This window comes from Streptomyces sp. NPDC054786, from assembly GCF_053611685.1.
On sequence record NZ_JBSHAW010000051.1, the window covers coordinates 15,342 to 34,187 of the forward strand.

General features: G+C 71.4%; 14 protein-coding genes and 2 pseudogenes. 9 read left to right on the plus strand and 7 right to left on the minus strand.

Annotated elements, in window-relative coordinates; genetic code table 11:
- Positions 1–650 precede the first annotated feature (650 nt).
- From ACWGI6_RS32915 to ACWGI6_RS32925, 3 genes are all read left to right on the plus strand, one after another.
- A complete protein-coding gene (locus tag ACWGI6_RS32915) occupies positions 651–1,595 on the plus strand; it encodes a quinone oxidoreductase family protein (RefSeq protein ID WP_453270899.1) in 945 nt (314 codons plus the stop codon).
- A gap of 153 nt (positions 1,596–1,748) precedes the next feature.
- Entirely contained in the window at positions 1,749–2,678 is a 930-nt protein-coding gene (locus tag ACWGI6_RS32920) for an IclR family transcriptional regulator domain-containing protein (protein WP_453270900.1), read from the plus strand.
- A 158-nt stretch (positions 2,679–2,836) separates the two neighbouring features.
- Complete coding sequence (locus ACWGI6_RS32925) at positions 2,837–3,475, plus strand: uridine kinase (protein ID WP_453270901.1); 639 nt, start codon at positions 2,837–2,839, stop codon at positions 3,473–3,475.
- Positions 3,476–3,505: 30 nt separating this feature from the next.
- Here ACWGI6_RS32925 and ACWGI6_RS32930 read toward each other — a convergent pair.
- Positions 3,506–4,937, minus strand: a pseudogene (locus ACWGI6_RS32930) (WGR domain-containing protein).
- Positions 4,938–5,075: 138 nt separating this feature from the next.
- On the opposite strand from ACWGI6_RS32930, the gene ACWGI6_RS32935 reads away from it, so the two are divergent.
- Entirely contained in the window at positions 5,076–5,537 is a 462-nt protein-coding gene (locus tag ACWGI6_RS32935; RefSeq protein WP_393909050.1) for a type II toxin-antitoxin system PemK/MazF family toxin, read from the plus strand.
- A gap of 19 nt (positions 5,538–5,556) precedes the next feature.
- Here ACWGI6_RS32935 and ACWGI6_RS32940 read toward each other — a convergent pair whose 3' ends face one another.
- The 3 genes from ACWGI6_RS32940 to ACWGI6_RS32950 form a co-directional block, all read right to left on the minus strand.
- On the minus strand, positions 5,557–6,099 hold the full coding sequence (locus ACWGI6_RS32940) for a DUF1697 domain-containing protein (protein ID WP_453270902.1): 543 nt from the start codon (positions 6,097–6,099) through the stop codon (positions 5,557–5,559).
- A gap of 52 nt (positions 6,100–6,151) precedes the next feature.
- Positions 6,152–6,751, minus strand: a complete 600-nt coding sequence (locus tag ACWGI6_RS32945) for a methylated-DNA--[protein]-cysteine S-methyltransferase (RefSeq protein ID WP_453270903.1) — start codon at positions 6,749–6,751, stop codon at positions 6,152–6,154.
- A gap of 87 nt (positions 6,752–6,838) precedes the next feature.
- Positions 6,839–7,723, minus strand: a complete 885-nt coding sequence (locus ACWGI6_RS32950) for a glycerophosphodiester phosphodiesterase (protein ID WP_453270904.1) — start codon at positions 7,721–7,723, stop codon at positions 6,839–6,841.
- A gap of 654 nt (positions 7,724–8,377) precedes the next feature.
- Here ACWGI6_RS32950 and uvrB point away from each other — a divergent pair.
- From uvrB to ACWGI6_RS32970, 4 genes are all read left to right on the plus strand, one after another.
- Positions 8,378–10,507, plus strand: coding sequence for an excinuclease ABC subunit UvrB (uvrB, locus tag ACWGI6_RS32955; protein ID WP_453270905.1), 2,130 nt, complete (start codon positions 8,378–8,380; stop codon positions 10,505–10,507).
- Positions 10,508–10,745: 238 nt separating this feature from the next.
- Positions 10,746–11,324 (plus strand): TerD family protein, encoded by a 579-nt coding sequence (locus ACWGI6_RS32960; protein ID WP_453270906.1) that lies wholly within the window; start codon positions 10,746–10,748, stop codon positions 11,322–11,324.
- Between the two features lie 110 nt (positions 11,325–11,434).
- Entirely contained in the window at positions 11,435–13,462 is a 2,028-nt protein-coding gene (locus ACWGI6_RS32965; protein ID WP_453270907.1) for a TerD family protein, read from the plus strand.
- Positions 13,463–13,680: 218 nt separating this feature from the next.
- The gene (locus ACWGI6_RS32970; RefSeq protein ID WP_453270908.1) at positions 13,681–14,664 is read left to right on the plus strand and encodes a TerC family protein; all 984 of its coding nucleotides are present in this window, start codon (positions 13,681–13,683) and stop codon (positions 14,662–14,664) included.
- A 102-nt stretch (positions 14,665–14,766) separates the two neighbouring features.
- Here the strand turns inward: ACWGI6_RS32970 and ACWGI6_RS32975 are convergent, their stop codons facing one another.
- From ACWGI6_RS32975 to ACWGI6_RS32985, 3 genes and pseudogenes are all read right to left on the minus strand, one after another.
- Entirely contained in the window at positions 14,767–15,423 is a 657-nt protein-coding gene (locus tag ACWGI6_RS32975) for an MBL fold metallo-hydrolase (RefSeq protein ID WP_393909058.1), read from the minus strand.
- A gap of 9 nt (positions 15,424–15,432) precedes the next feature.
- Positions 15,433–16,176, minus strand: coding sequence for a maleylpyruvate isomerase family mycothiol-dependent enzyme (locus ACWGI6_RS32980; RefSeq protein WP_453270909.1), 744 nt, complete (start codon positions 16,174–16,176; stop codon positions 15,433–15,435).
- Between the two features lie 132 nt (positions 16,177–16,308).
- Positions 16,309–17,868: pseudogene (locus ACWGI6_RS32985) on the minus strand (FAD-dependent monooxygenase).
- 59 nt (positions 17,869–17,927) lie between these two features.
- On the opposite strand from ACWGI6_RS32985, the gene ACWGI6_RS32990 reads away from it, so the two are divergent.
- A complete protein-coding gene (locus ACWGI6_RS32990; RefSeq protein ID WP_453270910.1) occupies positions 17,928–18,650 on the plus strand; it encodes a TetR/AcrR family transcriptional regulator in 723 nt (240 codons plus the stop codon).
- Positions 18,651–18,846: the final 196 nt, after the last annotated feature.

The following is an 18,846-nucleotide window of genomic DNA, read 5'->3' on the forward strand; positions in this document are numbered from 1 at the left end:
ACGGTCGGGAACGCCGGCGCGCCGCGGCGATGACGGCGTCGGTGGCGGCCGTGAACGTAGCCGTCAACGAGAACGGCAGGGACGCGGATGCGGTCCGCAGAATGCGCAGAGGTACCGGCGGAAGCGGCTGCGCTCGTTGTGGGTCCCGGCAGGCCGACGCGAACGCCGGCCTGCCGCCCCCCGATTTCCCCATCATGATTCCCCCTCAGGCCGTGCCCGCCTTGCCCTGCGCACCGCCACGTCCTCCTCCGCCACCCGCCCGTATCACCGGGTGGGGCGGGCGGGCGCAACTGCCTCGCGGAATGCGCTCTGCCCCGGGGGAAGCAGCCGTCACATCTGGTCAACGGCGGACACATTTCGGGATCGTAGGCGGCGGCGATCACATCCGATAGCGGGGTTTGAGCGAGAGGCGCGTGGTGGCCACCCCGGGGATACCGGTGGGTAGATCTGCAGCAAAACGTCGCAATGGGTAGAAATTGCTGGGGTGCTTTCTCGCGAGGCGAGAAAGCGGGCGGGAAATTCTCGTCAGAAGAGGGGCGTTGGCGCGCGAAGCCCCCCAGGGTTGGCGCGAAATGATCGGGTACCGGCGGGCAGATGGTCGGCCTGCCTACCCTGTGCGGGCACCGCACTGGAGAACCCGAGGGAGAGTCGTGCGCGCGATTGTGATGCGAGAATTCGGCGGCCCGGACGTGCTGCGGCTCGAGGACGTTCCCGAGCCCGCGCCCCGCGGCGGCCACTCGCTCGTCGAGGTGTCCCTGGCCGGCATCAACTACGCGGATGTGCACGTACGGGGGGACACCTATCTCGCACCCGTCGAGCTGCCGTACATACCCGGGAACGAGGTCGTGGGGACGGTGGACGGCGGACGGCGCGTCGTCGGGCTGTGCCGCGGCGGCGGATACGCGGAGCGGACGCTGCTGCACCGGCGCGTGACCTGGGACGTCCCCGACGCCATCAGCGACGAACAGGCCGTCGCGCTGGCGCTGCAGGGCAACAGCGCCTGGCATCTGCTGTTCACCTCGCTGCGCCTCACCGAGGGCGAGACCGTTGTCGTACCGGCCGCGGCGGGCGGCGTCGGGTCGCTGGCCGTCCAGCTCGCCGCGCGGGCCGGCGCCAAGGTCATCGGCCTGGCGGGCTCCCCGGAAAAGCGCAGACTGGCCGGGGAATTGGGCGCCCACGCAGTGGTCGACTCGACCGCAGAGGACCTGACCGAGCGCATCCTGGACGCGGCCGGCGGCCCGGTCGAGGCGGCGCTGGAGATGACCGGAGGTGTCACCTTCGAGCGGACCCTCGCCGCCGTCGCCCCGCGCGGCCGGCTCGCCGTGTACGGGTTCGCCGGCGGCGACCTGGCGAGCGTGCCGACCCGCGACCTGATGGAGCGGAGCATCGCCGTCTCGGGCTTCTGGCTGCCGCAGCTCTACGCGGACCGTACGGCGCTGCCGACGTCCATGCGGGCGCTGTTCGACGCGGTCGCGGACGGCACCCTCAAGCCGCTGACCGGCGCCGCGTACGCACTCGGTGAGGCGGCACGGGCGCACCACGAGCTGGCCGCACGCACCCCCACCGGGAAACTGGCCCTCGACGTCGCCCGATAATTCCGGTAGCCCGGGGTGCCGGACGGGCACAACGGCTGCGGGAGCGCACCCCGGGACCGGCCGCCGGGAACCGCGGGCCGCGGGGGTGCCGGCTCGCAGCGCACATGCCGGGCACCTTCGGGCGCCTACCACTGCCAGGGGAGAGAGCACACGATGGGCAACAGCACCGCAGCCACCGGAGCGTCGGCCTCGGCCGCCGTGCCCGCCACCGGCGAGGCGCCGCGTACCGCGGGCCACTCCAAGAAGGCGCGCCAGGCACCCAAGGGCACGTCGTCCACGGGCTCCCGGGCGTCGGGATCCGGCCATGCCGAGCGGGTCTTCCTCGTCCAGACGGCCTTCGCCGAGCTGGGCGGATCCGCCCACGGGCCCGGTGAGATCGCCGAGTTCACCGGCCTGGACGACTCCGTCGTCTACCGCATCCTCCAGTCCGGCATCTACCAGCGGATCTTCGAGCGGGTGGACCGCGGCCTCTACCGGCTGCGGACCTCGGCCGCCCAGCTCGCCTTCACCGCGCTCGACCACCGCCTCGACGGCGCGACCTCGCAGACGGTGCTGCGCGAACTGCGCATGGCCACCGACGGTGGGCTGGCGTTTCTCTACATGGTGGCGCCCTTCTCCGGCGCGCAACGGCAGTGCGTCGACATGGCCGTCGGCGACTCCGACCTCGCGGAGCTGGGGATGACACCGCGCGATGTGCTGTCCGTGACGCGTTCGCTGCGCACCGGTGCCTCCGGGCGGACGATCCTCGCCTATCTGCCGGAGGTGCTCCAGCAGCGGGTGCTGGCCGAGCCTGTCCCCGACCAGGCGGGACCCGGCGTCTACCGGGACAACGATGCGCTGGCGAAGTCCCTCGCCGAGGTACGCGACCTCGGACACGCCCTCGGCTACGAGGAGTGCATGGCCGGCTGGAACTCCTGTGCGGCGCCGATCATGTGGGACGGCTCCATCATGGGAGCGGTGCTGCTCCTCAAGCTCCAGTCCGTGATGCCGGTGGCTCCCGACGGCGTCATCGAGGCGACGAAGGAGGCGGCGGCCGAACTCAGCCGCTACGGAGCCGCCCGGCCCTCCGCGGACCAGGCCTGAACTGCGGCCCCCGGCCGCCGGCCCGCTCATGAACCGGTCCGCCTCTCCCCTGGGGCACGGGCGGCCGCAACGGGCGTACCGATGAGGGGCAAGGGGGCCTGACCGCTCCCTGACCGGCGCGGGGCGCCCCGCGCCGCGCGGCCGGGCAGAATGGCGGGGTGCGGCTCGAAGCGATCACCTGGGAACGGCTCACCGACGCGCTCGCCGAGCGCATCGCCACGATGCCGGCGAAGGACGGGAGCCCCTGGCTGCGCGTGGCTCTCGACGGGGCCCCCGCCGCCTCGCCCGGCGAGCTGGCCGGGCGGCTCGCCGAGGCGCTGCGGATCCGGGGGCGGGCGGTGCACAGGGCCGGCACCTTCGGCTTTCTGCGCCCCGCCTCGCTGCGGCTCGAATACGGCCGCGAGGACCCCGATGCCTACCACGACGAGTGGTTCGACCGGCAGGCCCTGTGGCGCGAGGTGTTCCAGCCGCTGGACCCGGGCGGCACCGGGCGGGTGCTGCCGGACCTGTGGGATCCGGTGACGGACCGGGCGACGCGCAGCGCGTACGTGGAACTGCCGCCCGGCGGCGTCCTGCTGCTGCACGGCCCCCTGCTGCTCGGCCACTGGTTTCCCTTCGATCTCTCCGTGCATCTGAAGCTGTCGCCGCCCGCGCTCGCCCGCCGCACCCCACAGGGGGAGCGCTGGACGCTGCCCGCGTTCGCGCGCTACGAGGCCGAGACCCGGCCCGAGGAAGCGGCGGATGTGGTCGTACGGGCCGACGATCCCCGCCGTCCGGCCTGGAGCGGCCCGCTCTGAACGTCCGGCCCGTCCTGGCGCCGCTCGGCGTCACACGAGCTGCCGGATCTCGCCCCGGACGCGGTAGAAGCCGCCCGCGGACGCCGACAGTTCATCGACGGCATACCGCGCCCCGGCCTGGCGTATATGACGCGGGAACTGCACGTTCCAGGACGGTTCATAGCCCTCGGAGACCACATGGACCCGCAGCCGTCCGCTCTCCTGCACGCACTCCACCACGACCCCCGAGGCGGCGGCGGACGCCACCGTCCGCACCGTGGCCGACGGGGTGTACGTGGGCAGCGCGGCGGCCGACTTCACATCCCGGGCCACCGGCACCGTGCCCGACCGGGCGGCGGCGACGGCCGCGTCACTCGCATCCACACACACCAGGGATCCGTCGGTGGTGACCATGTACAGCTTCTCGTCCAGGTACTGCATGGACAGCGCCGATCCGCCGCCGGTGCCCAGCTTCCACAGGCGGGTGCCGTCGGCGGCGAAGCAGTACACCGAGGAGGCCGAGTCCCCGGCGAAGACATAACGGCCGCCAGGGGCCGTGGCGCAGGAATAGACGACCGTGTCGCACCGGTAGGTGGCCTCCAGTGCTCCGCTGTCCTTCGTCAGCCGCTGGACGACGCGCTGGTGGGTGCCGGCGTACACCGAGTGGTCCTCCTGCCAGCCGAACAGCACCGCGCCCTGGGTCGGGGTGTGCCACAACTCGCCGCTGCCGTCGGCGGAGTAGGCGGTCACGCCCCGGCGATGACCGTGGTAGACGGCGCGTTCGTCCCGCCGCACCATCCAGGCGTGCTCGCCCGCGCTGCGCCGCGACCACTGGTACTCGTCCTCGTGGTCGATCACCGTCAGCCCGCCGCTGCGGTCGGCGACATTGAGGATGCCCTCGCGGATGTCCAGCCAGAAGATGTCGACGTCCGGGGCGATGTCGTAGGCGGCGAAGGGGAGCTTGGAGGAGAGGTCGTAGACCGTGCCGTCATCGCACCCCGCATAGATCCAGAAGTCGTCCGCCACCAGGCACTTGACGCCGTCGGGGAGCTGATAGCGCGCCAGCACCTCGCCGTCGTGGCCGAGGGTGTAGACATCGCCGTTCTGATTTCCCACCCAGCAGCGGTCCTCGGCGATGTGGATGCCGAAGGCGGACGCGCCCGTACGGAAGCGCCACAGCACCGGTGCCACCGCGCGGGCCGTGGACGGCGCGGAGGAGACCTGACGCCGCGTCACCGGCCGGGCGGCGCGCTGTCCCCGGGACCGCCGGCGCATAGCCCTTGCGGACCTTCTCGCCGACCTTCCTGGCGGCCGCGGCCTGCGCCTTCTCCCGTGTCGGAAACGTCGAGGTCTGCTGCTGGCCGCCCACGCCGATGCGCCCATAGCGCACCGAGACGACCGTGTCCTGCACTGTCACCTCGTAGAACTTGTGGGCGCCGCCGCCCTCTTGCGACAGCTCCAGATACGTCGTGGTCTCGGACATGGCGATCCCCTCCCCGGGCGGCCCCCACGGCCGTCCCCCGCTGAAAAAACCGTACGGCCGACCACTGACAATCGAGCCCGGGACCGCCGGGCGTGGACCGGTGATCGCCGTGCCGGAGGCGGCGGTTAGCGTGAGCCCGTGACCACTTCATTCAATGCATCCGACGACTCCGCCGCGCTGCCCGGCAGCGAGGGGCCCACCGCGACCGTGGAGGCCCGGCCGCAGTCCGTCGGCACCGTAAAGATGTCGTACGCGCCCGACCCCGACGGCGACCCCGATCCCGGCGAGATCGTGTGGACCTGGGTGCCGTACGAGGAGAACGACGGCCGGGGCAAGGACCGCCCCGTGCTGGTCGTCGCCCGTGAGACCGGCGGAACGCTGCTGGCGGTGCAGCTGTCCAGCAAGCGGCACAACAACGACCGGGAGTGGGTCCCCCTCGGGACCGGCCCGTGGGACCGCGCCGGGCGCGACTCCTGGGTGGCCGTGGACCGGGTGCTGCGGGTGCACCCGGCCGGGATGCGGCGCGAGGCCTGCGCGCTCGACCGGGGCCGCTTCAACCTGGTCGTCAACCGGCTGCGCGAGCGCTACGGCTGGCGCTGACGGCCCGGGGCTCCGGGCGTCAGGCGTCGGCCAGGGCCAGGAGCTTGGAGACGGTGTTCCAGTTACGGACGGTGGCCGTCACCCCGAGCCGGGCGCGGCTGACCACGTCGGCGAGCTTGGAGCGGCCGATGCCGCCGGGACACCACAAATACAGTTCGCGCCCGATCAGCCGGTACTGGTCGGGCGTGAACGCGGCCGGGTCGAGCGCGTCCAGCCGGGACGTGTCCGTCGGCACCGCCGACAGGAACGTGACATGCAGGCTCTTGGGCTCCGGTACGGCCAGGGGAAACGGATTGGCGGCGACGGCGGCGGCCAGCTCGTCACGGGTCCGGACGACGACCGGCACCGTCAGGCCGAGCTCGGCGGCGATCCGGTCGTGGATCACCCGGGCCGTCTCGTCCGGTGGCGTACCGGGGTCGGCGAAGACGAGGTTGCCGGTCTGCAGGAGCACCGAGACGTCCTGGAAACCCAGGGCCTCGGCCAGCTCCAGCTGCTTCGCCTTGGGGAAGGAATTGTGGCCGCCGACATTGATGCCGCGGAGCAGAGCGATCTGACGGGACATGGCGCTGCCATTCGTAGGAGCCGGCCTCGGCGAGGGCGGACGACGGTCGGGATCAGAAGAGCGGAGCGGGCAGCACGCCTTCGAGGGCCAGCAGCAGACGCTTGGTCTCCAGACCGCCGCCGAAGCCGCCGATGCCGCCGTCACTGGCCACGACACGGTGGCAGGGGACGATGACCGGAAGCGGATTGGAGCCCATCGCGGCGCCCACCGCGCGGGCGGCCCCCGGCTCCCCGACCCGTTCGGCGAGGTCCTGGTAGCCGACGACGCTGCCATAGGGGACCCCGGCGGCCAGGGCGTGCAGGACCCGGGCGTGGAAGCCGGAGGACAGCGACCAGTCCAGCGGGACGGTGAAGGACTGCAGCTCCCCGGCGAAATAGGCGGTGAGCTCGGCCGTGGCCGTCGCCAGATGGGGGATCGCTGCCCGCGGCGCCCCGCCGAAGAACTGCTCCAGACGGGTCAGCTCACGGTGGGTGGTCCGCTCGTCGGCATGGAAGGCGACGAGGGCCAGGCCCTCCCGGGTCGCGGCGAGCAGCAGCGGACCGATGGGGGTCTCCAGCCGCGTCCACGCCCAGTCGCGCCGGGCCGCGGCCCGTGCCTCCGGCGCGGCGTCCGATGATGCCGCCGGACGGGAAACCTGCTCGGAATTCGTCACCTGATCAGGGTAGGACGCACCACTGACAATGCGACGGGGAACGGACCGGCTGCGGTCCCCGGCACCGGTTCCCCGTCGGCTCCGGGCTCAGTCGTCGCTGCCCTCCAGCGCGTCACGCACCACGTCGGGCTTGTTGGTGATGATGCCGTCGACGCCCAGACCGGCGACCTTGAGCGCGGTTGCCGCGTCGTCGACGGTCCAGGTGTACAGGTCCAGCGACCGGCGGTGCGGGCCCTTCAGACCGTGCACGGCGGCGACGTACTCCGGGGTGACCGCCGTGTGGACGGGGTTGATCTGGTCGCAGTACTTCGCGAACTTCGGGAGGTCGGCGACGGAGGGATTGCCGAGGAAGCCCGTCTTGAGGTCCGGCCGCAGGTGGTGCACCGTCTTGATGGCGTCGGCATTGAAGCTCTGGATGATCAGACGGTTCTTGACGTGCCCCTTGTCCAGCCAGCCCGCGCGACGCAGCTCGGTGAGGGTCTGCCGCTCGATGCCGGGGTAGAGCTCCGGAGACTTCAGCTCCATCAGCAGACTCTGGTCGTTGTTCTCGACCTCGTCCATGTAGTCCTCGAGGGTCGGCACCCGTTCTCCGCGGAACTTCGACCCGAACCAGCTGCCCGCGTCCAGTTTCTCGATCTCGTTGAGCGTGAAGTCCGAGACGTTCCACGGGGAGCGGCCGGGGAAGACCTGCTCGACGTTGGTCGTCCGGGCGAGCGAGTTGTCATGGAGGATGACCAGCTCGCCGTCCTTGGTGCGCTGGACGTCGTTCTCGACCCACTCGAAGCCGAGCCGGTCGGCCGCGTCGATCGAGGCGAGGGTGTTCTCGGGCGCGTACGACGAGGCGCCGCGGTGGGCGACCGTCACCGGGGAGTGTCCGGCCGGTGCGGCCTGGGCGACGGTTGTGGAGAGGGCGAGCGTGGACAGACCCACGAGCGCACCGGCGGCAACGGTGGCGACGGGGCGAATACGCATACGGACTCCTCGTGACGTCGTGGACGTGAGCTGACGGGAAGTGACGTGAACCGGGTCGGACGGACAGAGGCTCGCAGCCGGGCCCTAGCGGGAGGCGGTCGTGTGGTGGCCGGGCGCTGAACGAGAAGTGGCCGGTTTTCCGTTGTGGAGCGACACGCAGTTGCAGGATGCCCGGATCAGCCGTGCCACAGACGTACGCTCCGACGCCGTCCAACTTGCCGGAGCCGCGGCATCCGCGCATCTTGGCCGATGATGCGTCACCCCTCGTGCATCTGAACGCTTTTGATGGGACATCGCGCAGGACGGGCCTCCGTGGCCGGCTCCGCGCGCGAGCGCGCCGCGCTCACGGATCCGGACGGGGCGGGCAGCTCCCCCGCGCGCGAGGGCCGCGGCCCTGCGGTGTCCCGCGTCCGCCGCCGTCCGCCGCCGGCCGTCCGCCGCCCCGCGCTGCCGTGCCGCCCGCCGCCCCGCGCTGCCGTGCCGCCCGCCGTCCCGCCGCTCCCCGCGCCGCCCGCCTCCCGCCGCTTCCGGGCGCCCGCCCTCACGCGCCCGCCGGGCTCCGCGGGACGCCCGCCGGTACCGCCGAAACCACAAAAGTGCAGGTCATGGCGACTGTGGCGTCGATTGTCAGTGCCGAGTCGTACGGTGGATGCCATGCGGCCCGTATCAAACATCGAACGCACGGTGGCGCCCTTCGAGGTCGTCAGCTCCTACCAACCCAATGGCGACCAGCCGACGGCCATCGCCGAGCTCGAGCGGCGTATCCGCGGGGGTGAAAAGGATGTCGTCCTGCTCGGCGCGACCGGCACCGGCAAGTCGGCGACCACCGCGTGGATGATCGAGAAGCTGCAGCGCCCGACGCTCGTCCTGGCGCCCAACAAGACGCTCGCGGCCCAGCTCGCCAACGAATTCCGTGAGCTGCTGCCGAACAACGCCGTCGAATACTTCGTCTCCTACTACGACTACTACCAGCCCGAGGCGTACGTTCCGCAGTCCGATACGTACATCGAGAAGGACTCCTCCATCAACGAGGAGGTCGAACGGCTGCGCCACTCCGCGACGAATTCGCTGCTCACCAGGCGTGACGTCGTCGTGGTCGCCTCGGTGTCCTGCATCTACGGCCTCGGTACGCCGCAGGAGTACGTCGACCGGATGGTGCCGCTGAAGGTCGGCGACGAATTCGACCGCGACGAACTGCTGCGCCGCTTCGTCGACATCCAGTACACGCGCAACGACGTGGCCTTCACCCGCGGCACCTTCCGGGTGCGCGGCGACACCATCGAGATCTTCCCGGTCTACGAAGAGCTGGCCGTGCGGATCGAGATGTTCGGCGACGAGGTCGAGGCGCTGTCCACCCTCCATCCGCTCACCGGCGAGGTCATCAGCGACGACCGGGAGCTGTACGTCTTCCCGGCCAGCCACTACATCGCGGGCCCGGAGCGCATGGAGAGGGCCATCGCCGGGATCGAGACCGAGCTGGCGGACAGCCTCGCCACGATGGAGAAGCAGGGCAAGCATCTGGAGGCCCAGCGGCTGCGGATGCGCACCACCTACGACATCGAGATGATGCGCCAGATCGGTTCCTGCTCGGGCATCGAGAACTACTCGATGCACATGGACGGCCGCGAGCCCGGCACCGCCCCCCACACCCTCCTCGACTACTTCCCGGACGACTTCCTCCTGGTCATCGACGAGTCGCATGTCACCGTCCCGCAGATCGGTGCCATGTACGAGGGCGACGCCTCGCGGAAGCGCACCCTCGTCGAGCACGGTTTCCGGCTGCCGTCCGCCATGGACAACCGGCCGCTGAAGTGGGAAGAGTTCCTGGGGCGCATCGGCCAGACCGTCTATCTGTCCGCGACCCCGGGCAAGTACGAGCTCGCTCGGGGCGACGGGTTCGTGGAGCAGATCATCCGCCCGACCGGCCTGGTCGACCCGCAGGTGGTGGTCAAGCCCACCGACGGACAGATCGACGACCTGGTGCACGAGATCCGTCAGCGCACGGAGAAGAACGAGCGCATCCTGGTCACCACCCTCACCAAGAAGATGGCCGAGGACCTCACGGACTACTTCCTCGAGCTCGGTATCCAGGTCCGCTATCTGCACAGCGACGTGGACACCCTCCGCCGGGTGGAGCTGCTGCGTGAGCTGCGATCGGGTGAGTACGACGTCCTGGTGGGCATCAACCTGCTGCGTGAGGGCCTCGACCTTCCCGAGGTCTCCCTGGTCGCCATTCTGGACGCCGACAAGGAGGGCTTCCTGCGGTCCGGTTCGGCGCTCATCCAGACCATCGGACGCGCGGCGCGCAATGTCTCCGGACAGGTGCACATGTACGCCGACAAGGTCACCCCGGCGATGGAGAAGGCCATCGACGAGACCAACCGCCGCCGGGAGAAGCAGCTGGCGTACAACAAGGAGAACGGCATCGACCCACAGCCGCTCCGTAAGAAGATCGGCGACATCGTCGCCAGCCTCGCCCGCGAGGAGATCGACACCCAGGAGCTGCTGGGCACGGGGTACCGCAAGGGCGACGCCAAGGAGGCCCAGGGCAAGGCGTCGGTCCCGGCGCTCGGCGGGAAGGCCGCGAAGGGCAAGGGCGGCAAGGCGGGCGCGGCGCTGACGGACCGCCCCGCCGCCGAACTGGCCGAGCTCATCGAGGAGATGACGGAGCGCATGCGGGCCGCCGCGGCCGAGCTGCAGTTCGAGGTCGCCGCCAGGCTGCGCGACGAGGTGGGCGAACTGAAGAAGGAGCTGCGGCAAATGAGGGAGGCCGGGGTGAAGTAGGGGGGAACGGCGTGTGCCGAGGGGGAGCACCGGGGCGGTGACGGTTGCCCGCCGAGGCGGTTCGTCCCCGCCCCGGTGCGGTATCGCCGCACGTGAGCGGGGGGTGCCCAGCGGTGCCCGGTGTGTTGCAGAAGCGCCACAAAACGCTGGTGCGGCGCGCCCCCGGCCCGCCGTCGTGCGTAGGGTCGAAGGGGCCGCCGGACAGCTGGGCGGGGACAGTACAGAGAGGGGACGGCGCGTGTCGGTCAATTTGTCCAAGGGGCAGGGCATCAGCCTGCAGAAGTCCGACGGAGGGAACCTGACCGCGGTGCGGATGGGGCTGGGGTGGCGCTCGGCGCCGCGCCGTGGCCTGTTCGGCAGGCGGACCAGCGAGATCGACCTCGACGCGTCGGCGGTGCTGTTCGCCGACAAGAAGCCCATAGATGTCGTCTTCTTCCAGCATCTGGTCAGTGACGACGGCTCGGTCCGGCACACCGGCGACAACCTGGTCGGCGGCGCGGGCCAGGGCGGCGACGACGAGGCGATCCTGGTCGACCTGGCGCGGGTGCCGGTGCACATCGACCAGATCGTGTTCACCGTCAACTCCTTCACCGGCCAGACGTTCGCCGAGGTACAGGACGCCTTCTGCCGCCTGGTGGACGAGGCCACGGGTCAGGAGCTGGCCCGCTACACCCTCACGGGCGGCGGCAACTACACCGCACAGGTCATGTCCAAGGTGCACCGCGTGGGCGACGGCTGGCAGATGACCGCCATCGGTGAGCCCTCCGTCGGCCGCACGTTCCAGGACCTCGTGCCGGCGATCCTGCCGCACTTGTAACCACCACCATCACCGCCGCGGCAGCGCGTACCGGGCGGCGCCGTCGCACGCCCCCGGGACCGTGCCCGGGGTACGGCCCGGACACGCCACAACCACCAGGGGGAACAACGATGACGGCCGAGCTGGTCCGGGGGCAGAACCATCCACTGGACCGGACACGGGTGGAGATCCGGGTGACGGCTGGCTCTCCCGTCATGGCCGGGGTCACCCTCGGCGACGAGCAGGGCAGGCTCACGGGCGCCGAAGCGGTGGCCCACCCGGGCGCGCCCCGGCGCACCGGCATCGAGGTTCCCCGTCAGGCGGCCGCCGAGCACCGCATCGCGGTGGATCTCGACGCGCTGCCCGGCGCCGTCCACCGGGTGAGCGTGCTGCTGGCGCTGCCCAGCGGGATCGGCGCCCTGACCACCTTCGGGCCGGCCGCCGCGCCCTCCGTCACGGTCACCGGCCTCGACGGCACCGGCATCGCCCGCTACACCGTCAGCGGCCTGGGTGCCGAGTCCGCCGTCGTCGCCGTGGAGCTCTACCGCAGGCAGGGCGCCTGGAAGGTGCGTGCCGTGGGCCAGGGGTACGCCGACGGTCTCACGGCGATGCTGCGCGATCAGGGCCTGCCGCAGGCGGCGGAGCTGGCCGCGGAGATCGAGGAAGCGATCGGCCGGGGGCAGGCCCGCGCGGTCCCGGCGCCCGCCCCCGTGGCGGCGAGCCGGTCCGAACGCCCCGGTCCGGCCGCCGCGGACCGGCCGTCCCCCGTGCACGCTCCCGCATCTGACGGCCCGGCACCATCCGGGACCGGCGCGGAAGCCGGAGCCGAGGCCACGGACGCCTCGCCGGCCCCCGTGGGCGGCGGCTCCGTCGACTACCGGCATCCGAAGCGCCGCAGCACTCCCGCGCCGGCCGCCCCGGCACCGACCGCCTCCGCTCCCACGTCCGCCGGCAGCCCCGCGTCGCCCGACGGCCCCCCGCTGCCCGTGGCCGGGGACGCCGCCGGCTGGAGCATGGAGGAGCGGCTCTACAACCAGGTCTGGGGGATGTTCGAGGATCTGGCCCGCTCGGTCGCGGCCTACCGCAGCGCGTCCGACTTCGCCGAGTCCCGCCTGGAGCAGGAGCTGGACCAGGCCCTGTCCGACCCGCGCAACCGCCTCGGCACGGCAGCCGATGCCGCCCGCGCCACCGCCCGTGACAAGCACGCCGCCCTCGTCGCCCAGGCCCGCGCCGCCCTCGACCGTGATCTCGCACAGCTCGCGGCCGAGTCGGTGGTCGTCGAGCCCGCGCTGCCGCCCGCCCTCGCCCGCTGGGACAACCCCGTCTGGCAGGGCTATCACGCGCCGCTGGAGCGTCCGATGGCGTTGCGCCTGGGCGATCTGCACCTCCCGGAAGTCCTGGACCTGCGCATTCCCATGCTCGTACGCCTCCCCCTGGAGCGCGGGCTGTGGATCGACAGTGGCCCCGATACCTACGCCGGGAGCGCCGACCCCGACCGCGACATCGCCCGGCGGGAACTGGGCAGCGCGCTCACGGACGGGCCGCCCGACGAGGCCGAGCTGCGCCGGCTGGCCATGGAGACGGCCGTGGCGATCGCCGCCCGGCTGCTCGCCATCCACCCCGCCGGTGACTTCGCGGTCCAGGTCATCGACCCGGGCGGTAGCGCTGCGCCCGCCCTCGCGCCGCTGCTGGAGAGCGGTGCGCTGCCCGCCGCCCCGGTGCCCGGCGCCAAGGGCGTGGCCACGGTGCTGGAGGCGCTGACGCGTCGGGTGGAGCTCGTCCAGATGGCCGTGCGCCACCGCGCCGCCGACGCACTCCCGTCGGACCTCGACACCGCCGAGCAGCTGCTGATCGTGCATGACTTCCCGCACGGCTTCGACGACCGCGCCCTCACCCGGCTCCGCTATCTGGCCGACGAGGGGCCGGCCGTCGGGGTGCATCTGATGATGGTCGCCGACCGTGCCCAGACCCGGGATTACGGCCCGGTCCTGGACCCGCTGTGGCGTTCGCTGCTGCGGATCACGCCGGTGCCCGATGCCCATCTCGCCGACCCCTGGGTCGGCCACGCCTGGACGTACGAGCCACCGCTCGCCCCCCGGGGCAGTCAGGTGGTGCGTCAGGTGCTGGACCGGGTCGCGGCCGCCCGCCGGGCATCTTGACCAGGCCTTTTGCCTATTTCTTTACTATTCATTGCCCTTCCTTTACGCTTCTTTGTGCGGAGGGGAGTATTCCCCCTACGACGTACCCGTCATCACGGATTGCGAGTGTGACGAGATCCCGGGGCGTCGGTCCCGTTCCCCCATCGGGCGGAACGGGGCGGAAGAGACCTCCGGCAGCGACGACGCTGTAAGTGCCGTACGACTCTGCCGGAGGAGCAGTGGACGTTTCCCTGACCCTGTGGGTGCTGACCATCCTTGGTCTGTGCGCCCTGATCACCGCCGATTTCTTCATCGGCGGACGCAAACCGCATGAGGTCTCCCTCAAGGAGGCCGGAATCTGGACCGGTGTCTGGATCGCCCTGGCCGCACTCTTCGGCCTCGGGCTGCTGCTGTTCGCCGGCACCGCACCGGCCGGTGAGTTCTTCGCGGGCTTCATCACCGAGAAGTCCCTGAGCGTCGACAACCTCTTCGTCTTCGTACTGATCATGGCGAAGTTCGCGGTCCCGACGATCTACCAGCAGCGGGTGCTGCTGGTCGGCGTGCTCATCGCGCTGGTACTGCGGGCCGGGTTCATCGGTGCGGGCGCCGCGATCATCGCCAACTTCTCCTGGGTGTTCTACCTCTTCGGCGCGTTCCTCATCTGGACCGCGTGGAAGCTGATCAAGGAGGCCCGCGCCGAGGAGGAGGACGAGGAGTTCGAGGAGAACCGCTTCCTCAAGATGGTCGAGAAGCGCTTCCCGTCGACCGACAAGTACCACGGCACCAAGCTGTTCGTCGTCGAGAACGGCAAGCGGCTGATGACGCCGATGCTGATCGTCATGCTGGCGATCGGCACCACCGACGTCCTCTTCGCACTGGACTCCATCCCGGCGATCTTCGGTCTCACCCAGGACCCGTACATCGTCTTCACCGCCAATGCCTTCGCCCTGATGGGCCTGCGGCAGCTGTACTTCCTGATCGGCGGCCTGCTCAAGAAGCTGGTCCACCTCTCGTACGGCCTGTCGGTCATCCTGGGATTCATCGGTGTGAAGCTGGTGCTGCACGCCCTGCACGAGTCCGGGGTGGCCGTTCCGGAGATCAGCATTCCGGTCTCGCTGGGCGTCATCTGTGCCGTGCTGGTCGTCACGACGATCACCAGCCTGCGTGCCTCGAAGAAGCAGGCCGCGGCCGACGCGGCGGCCCAGGAGCGCATCGACGTCTGAGGCCGGTCTCCGGGCCACACAGCGCGGACGGCGCCCGGTTCCCGCACCTGGTCGGAGTGGGAACCGGGCGCCGTCGTGCGAACGGTCCGCCGTACCCCTGCGCTACCAGCCGCGCTCGTGCCACTGCGCGAGGTGCGGCCGCTCCGCGCCGAGCGTGGTGTCGCTGCCGTGGCCCGGATAGACCCAGGTCTCGTCGGGGAGTTCGCCGAAGAGCTTGCGCTCCACGTCGGCGATCAGACGGGTGAAGTTCTCGGCGCTGCCGAAGGTGTTGCCGACGCCGCCGGGGAACAGGCAGTCCCCGGTGAACAGATGCGGGGCGCCGTGCGGGTCGTCGTAGACCAGCGCGATGCTGCCCGGTGTGTGTCCGACGAGGTGGCGCGCGGTCAGCTCGACCCGGCCGACGGTGAGGGTGTCGCCGTCTTCGACCAGCACATCCGTGGGGACGGGAATGCCTTCGGCGTCGTACCGCCCCGCATAGGTCCGCGCGCCCGTCGCCTCGACGACCTCGCGCAGCGCGCCCCAGTGGTCGCCGTGCCGGTGCGTGGTGACCACGGACCCGATACCGCTGTCGCCGATCAGCGAGAGAAGGGTGTGCGGTTCGGCGGCCGCGTCGATCAGCAGCTGCTCATCGGTCGCCCGGCACCGCAGCACATAGGCGTTGTTGTCCATCGGACCGACCGCGACCTTCGAGATCATCAGGTCGGTCAGCTCGTGCACGTCGGCCGGTCCGCCGACCTTCACTGCTCCGCTGTAGCCCATGGGACCACTCTAGAGCGGCGGCACCGCGGGCAGGACAGAGCCGTGGCCGTCGAGTTTGCTGCCCTCACCGCGTCCGGTCAGCCAGCCCACCAGCGCGGCCGCGGAGCCCGTCACCACCACGGGCGAGGTCTCGGCGCCCGCCCCGGTGCCGAGCCGGCCGGTGCGCCACCGGCGGCCGTCGTCGGACCGCAGTTCCAGCGCGGGCAGATCCGGGTGCCCGGCGAACTTGATCGTGGCCAGGAAGGCCAGTTCGCTGTCGACGAAGGCGGGTGACAGCTGGTCGACGGTGTGGCCCACGCCGAGGTCGACATGGTGCAGTTCGAGCTCGGCCAGCCGGCGCAGGGGCAGCCGGTCGGCCCGTTCGACGACGTTGTTGCGCATCTCGACCTCATACGCCCGGCGGCTCTCCGGCAGCGCGTCCATTGCCGTGTCGAACCGCGCGGCGCTCTCCTTGAGGTCTTCCAGGTGTGCCGCCAGCGGACGGTCGGCGCCCCGCTCGATATCGGCCTCACGGGCTTCGGGACCGGCGTACATCGGCGTCCGCACATCGGTGCGCGCCCAGGTGAGGAGGTTGCCCAGCGCGTCCGCGTTGCGGGCCAGATGGGACAGCACATGGCCGCGGGTCCAGCCGGGCAGCAGCGACGGCTCGCCGATCGCCGCGTCGTCGAGCTTGCTCACCGAGACGAGGAGCCGGTCGGTGGCCTCGCGGACGGCTGCCACATCGTGCGGAAAGTCAGGCGAGGTGAGGGTCATGGTCCGACGCTAGCGCCGTCAGGGCGGGTTCGGGAGTGGGCCGACGCCGATCGGGGTGTACGCGGGCGGAACGGGCGGCGCGCGACAGCCGGAAGGGCCGCCGGTCTGCGCCGCCCGCAAGAGCCCGGGTGGTCAGGCCGCCACTGCGTCGGGCGTCCCGAACCAGCGCCGGAGCGCCGCGTCCAGTTCGTCCGGGGCGTCCGGACCGCCGGGGGAGTCCGCCGCCCAGGCGGTACAGCCGTCCGGACGCACCAGAAGACCGGCCAGACCGGGCCGCCCCGGGCAGTCCGCCGTGACCACCCGTATCCGCTCGCCGTATCCGGAGGCGCGCTTGCGCACTTCGGCGTCCGCGGCGAGATCGAACAACAGCCCCTGTCCGCCGCGCAGATGGTCCGCGAGCCGGGTGCCGTCGGAGAGCTCCAGGTCGGGGGCGCTGCGGCCGGTCAGCGGATGGTCGCCGGGCAGGTCGTAGCGCTGCCAGACCCCGGAGACCTTCTTGGCGAAGTAGGTGGTGGCGGTGACCGTCCCGGTCAGTTCGGCGATCACCCCGCGCAGCGCCTGGGCGTGCGACTCCGGCCGCATCAGCGCCACTTGGGCCCGGGTCCACTCCAGCACCTATGCGCCCAGGGGGTGCCGCTCGGCCGTGTACGTGTCGAGCAGCCCCTCCGGCGCCCAGCCGCGCACCGTGGCGGCCAGTTTCCAGCCGAGGTTCATGGCGTCGCCGATGCCGAGGTTCAGCCCCTGGCCGCCGAACGGCGAGTGGACGTGCGCCGCGTCACCGGCGAGCAGCACCCGCCCCGACCGGTAGTCGGGCACCTGGCGCGCGTTGTCCGTGAACCGGGTCGCCGAGAGCACCTTGTGGATCGTGATGTCCGCGACCCCGGACACCTTCCGCAAGGAGGTCTCCAACTCCTGGGCGGTGATGGGGGCATCGCGGTCCGCGGGCGGTCCGTCGAACTCCACGGTGAGGATCCGGCCGGGCATCGCGCCGTTGGCGTATGTCCCGGTCTCGGTCCAGTTCCAGCCGGCGCCCAGGGCGTCGGCGCCGGTCATCTCCACGATGGCCTGACGGCCGGTGATCTCGGGGGCCGTGCCGGGGAAGGGGAAGCCGGCGAGCCGCCGGACGGTACTGCGGCCGCCGTCGCAGCCGGCCAGCCAGCCGGTGCGCAGCGACCCGTCCGAGGTGTGGACGTGCACACCGTCCTCACCGGCGTCGAGGCCGGTCAGGGTCACCCCGCGGCGCACGTCGACGCCCAGCTCGGCGGCGCGGGCGCCGAGCAGCCGTTCCAGGACCTCCTGCGGTACGAGGCCGACTTCGGCGGCGGGTCCGAGGCCGTCGAAGTCCGGGTCGGACTCGTCCAGCAGATCGCCGCGCAGCATGATGCCCGCGAAGTGCCCGGCGAACTTCGGCGGTTGCTGCACCCCGGTGACGCCTGCGGCCTGGCGGTGCCGCAGGAACGAGCTGAAGCTCTGGTAGGCGTCGCGCTGTGCCTCCGCCAGGCCGGGCAGCATCCCGCGCCGGTAAAAGGCCTCCGAGCTGGGGGAGTTGATCGCCCCTGCCTTGATCGTCGTATCCACTTCGGTCAGTCGCTCCAGGACGATGACCGACACGTCTGCCAATGCGAGTTCGCAGGCGAGCATCAGCCCCACCGGGCCGCCCCCTGCCACTACTACGTCTGCGTCATGCTTCATGGACGTAAGTGTAGTGACTATAAATTTGTTGTGGCTAAAAACGTGGCTAAAATTCCGGCATGACGGATGAGGAGCGGCGCGGCGGCGACGAGGCGGCGGCCGGCGGGAGCGGCGGACGGGCGGCGGAGACCGGTTTCGTCGAGGACGACGGGCGGCTGACGCTGCGCGAGCGCAAGAAGCTGCGCACCCGGCAGCGGATCTCCGGCGAGGCCACGCTGCTGTTCATCCGGCGGGGCTTCGAGAACGTCACCGTCGCCGAGGTGGCCCGCGCCGCCGAGGTGTCCACGATGACGGTCTTCAACTACTTCCCGCGCAAGGAGGACCTCTTCCTTGACCGGATCCCCGAGGGCCGGGAGCTGATCATCCGCACCGTCCGCGAGCGCGGCGCGGACGAGTCGCCGCTCGCCGCGCTGCGCCGGGTCACCCTCGGTCTGCTGGCGGAGCGGCATCCGCTGGGTGCGGTGGGGGAGGGTTTCGGGCACTTCTGGCGCACGGTGCTGGACTCTCCGGCGCTGCGCGCGCGGGGGCGCGAGGCGGTCGAGGAGATGGAGAACACACTTGCCGCGCTGCTGGCCGAGGCGGCGGGCGGTGACGCGGACCGCCCCGGTCATGACGCCCGGCTGGCCGCGGCGCTGATCATCGCGGGGATCCGGGCGGCGTATGCCGAGGCGGTGACCCGGCAGCTCGGGGGTGACCCGGTGGACGAGGTGGCCGTTGAACAGGCGGCGGCGCTGCGGCGCACGTTCGATGCGCTGGAGCGAGCGCTGCCCGGTGGCCGCTGACGGCGGAGTCCTTGCAGCGTACGGGCGCGTGGCGGGGCGGGAAGATTGTGGGGCCGCCACACGTTCGGGTGAAGAGGGCTTGCGAGCTCCCTAAATCGAATGCGCGTGCTATAAGCTCGTGTGTGGCATCCGAAAGACAGTGCCGCGGCGGGCCCCATACCCTGGGGCGGGGGCTCCGCTCCGCTCCGTCGCCTCT

Excerpts from the sequence above, each read along its gene's own strand:
- ACWGI6_RS32975 (WP_393909058.1), bottom strand. The coding sequence starts at position 15,423 with ATGGGCTACAGCGGAGCAGTGAAGGTCGGCGGACCGGCCGACGTGCAC.
- ACWGI6_RS32965 (WP_453270907.1), top strand. The coding sequence starts at position 11,435 with ATGACGGCCGAGCTGGTCCGGGGGCAGAACCATCCACTGGACCGGACA.
- ACWGI6_RS32980 (WP_453270909.1), bottom strand. The coding sequence starts at position 16,176 with ATGACCCTCACCTCGCCTGACTTTCCGCACGATGTGGCAGCCGTCCGC.
- ACWGI6_RS32950 (WP_453270904.1), bottom strand. The coding sequence starts at position 7,723 with ATGCGTATTCGCCCCGTCGCCACCGTTGCCGCCGGTGCGCTCGTGGGT.
- uvrB (WP_453270905.1), top strand. The coding sequence starts at position 8,378 with ATGCGGCCCGTATCAAACATCGAACGCACGGTGGCGCCCTTCGAGGTC.
- ACWGI6_RS32920 (WP_453270900.1), top strand. The coding sequence starts at position 1,749 with ATGGGCAACAGCACCGCAGCCACCGGAGCGTCGGCCTCGGCCGCCGTG.
- ACWGI6_RS32990 (WP_453270910.1), top strand. The coding sequence starts at position 17,928 with ATGACGGATGAGGAGCGGCGCGGCGGCGACGAGGCGGCGGCCGGCGGG.
- ACWGI6_RS32940 (WP_453270902.1), bottom strand. The coding sequence starts at position 6,099 with ATGTCCCGTCAGATCGCTCTGCTCCGCGGCATCAATGTCGGCGGCCAC.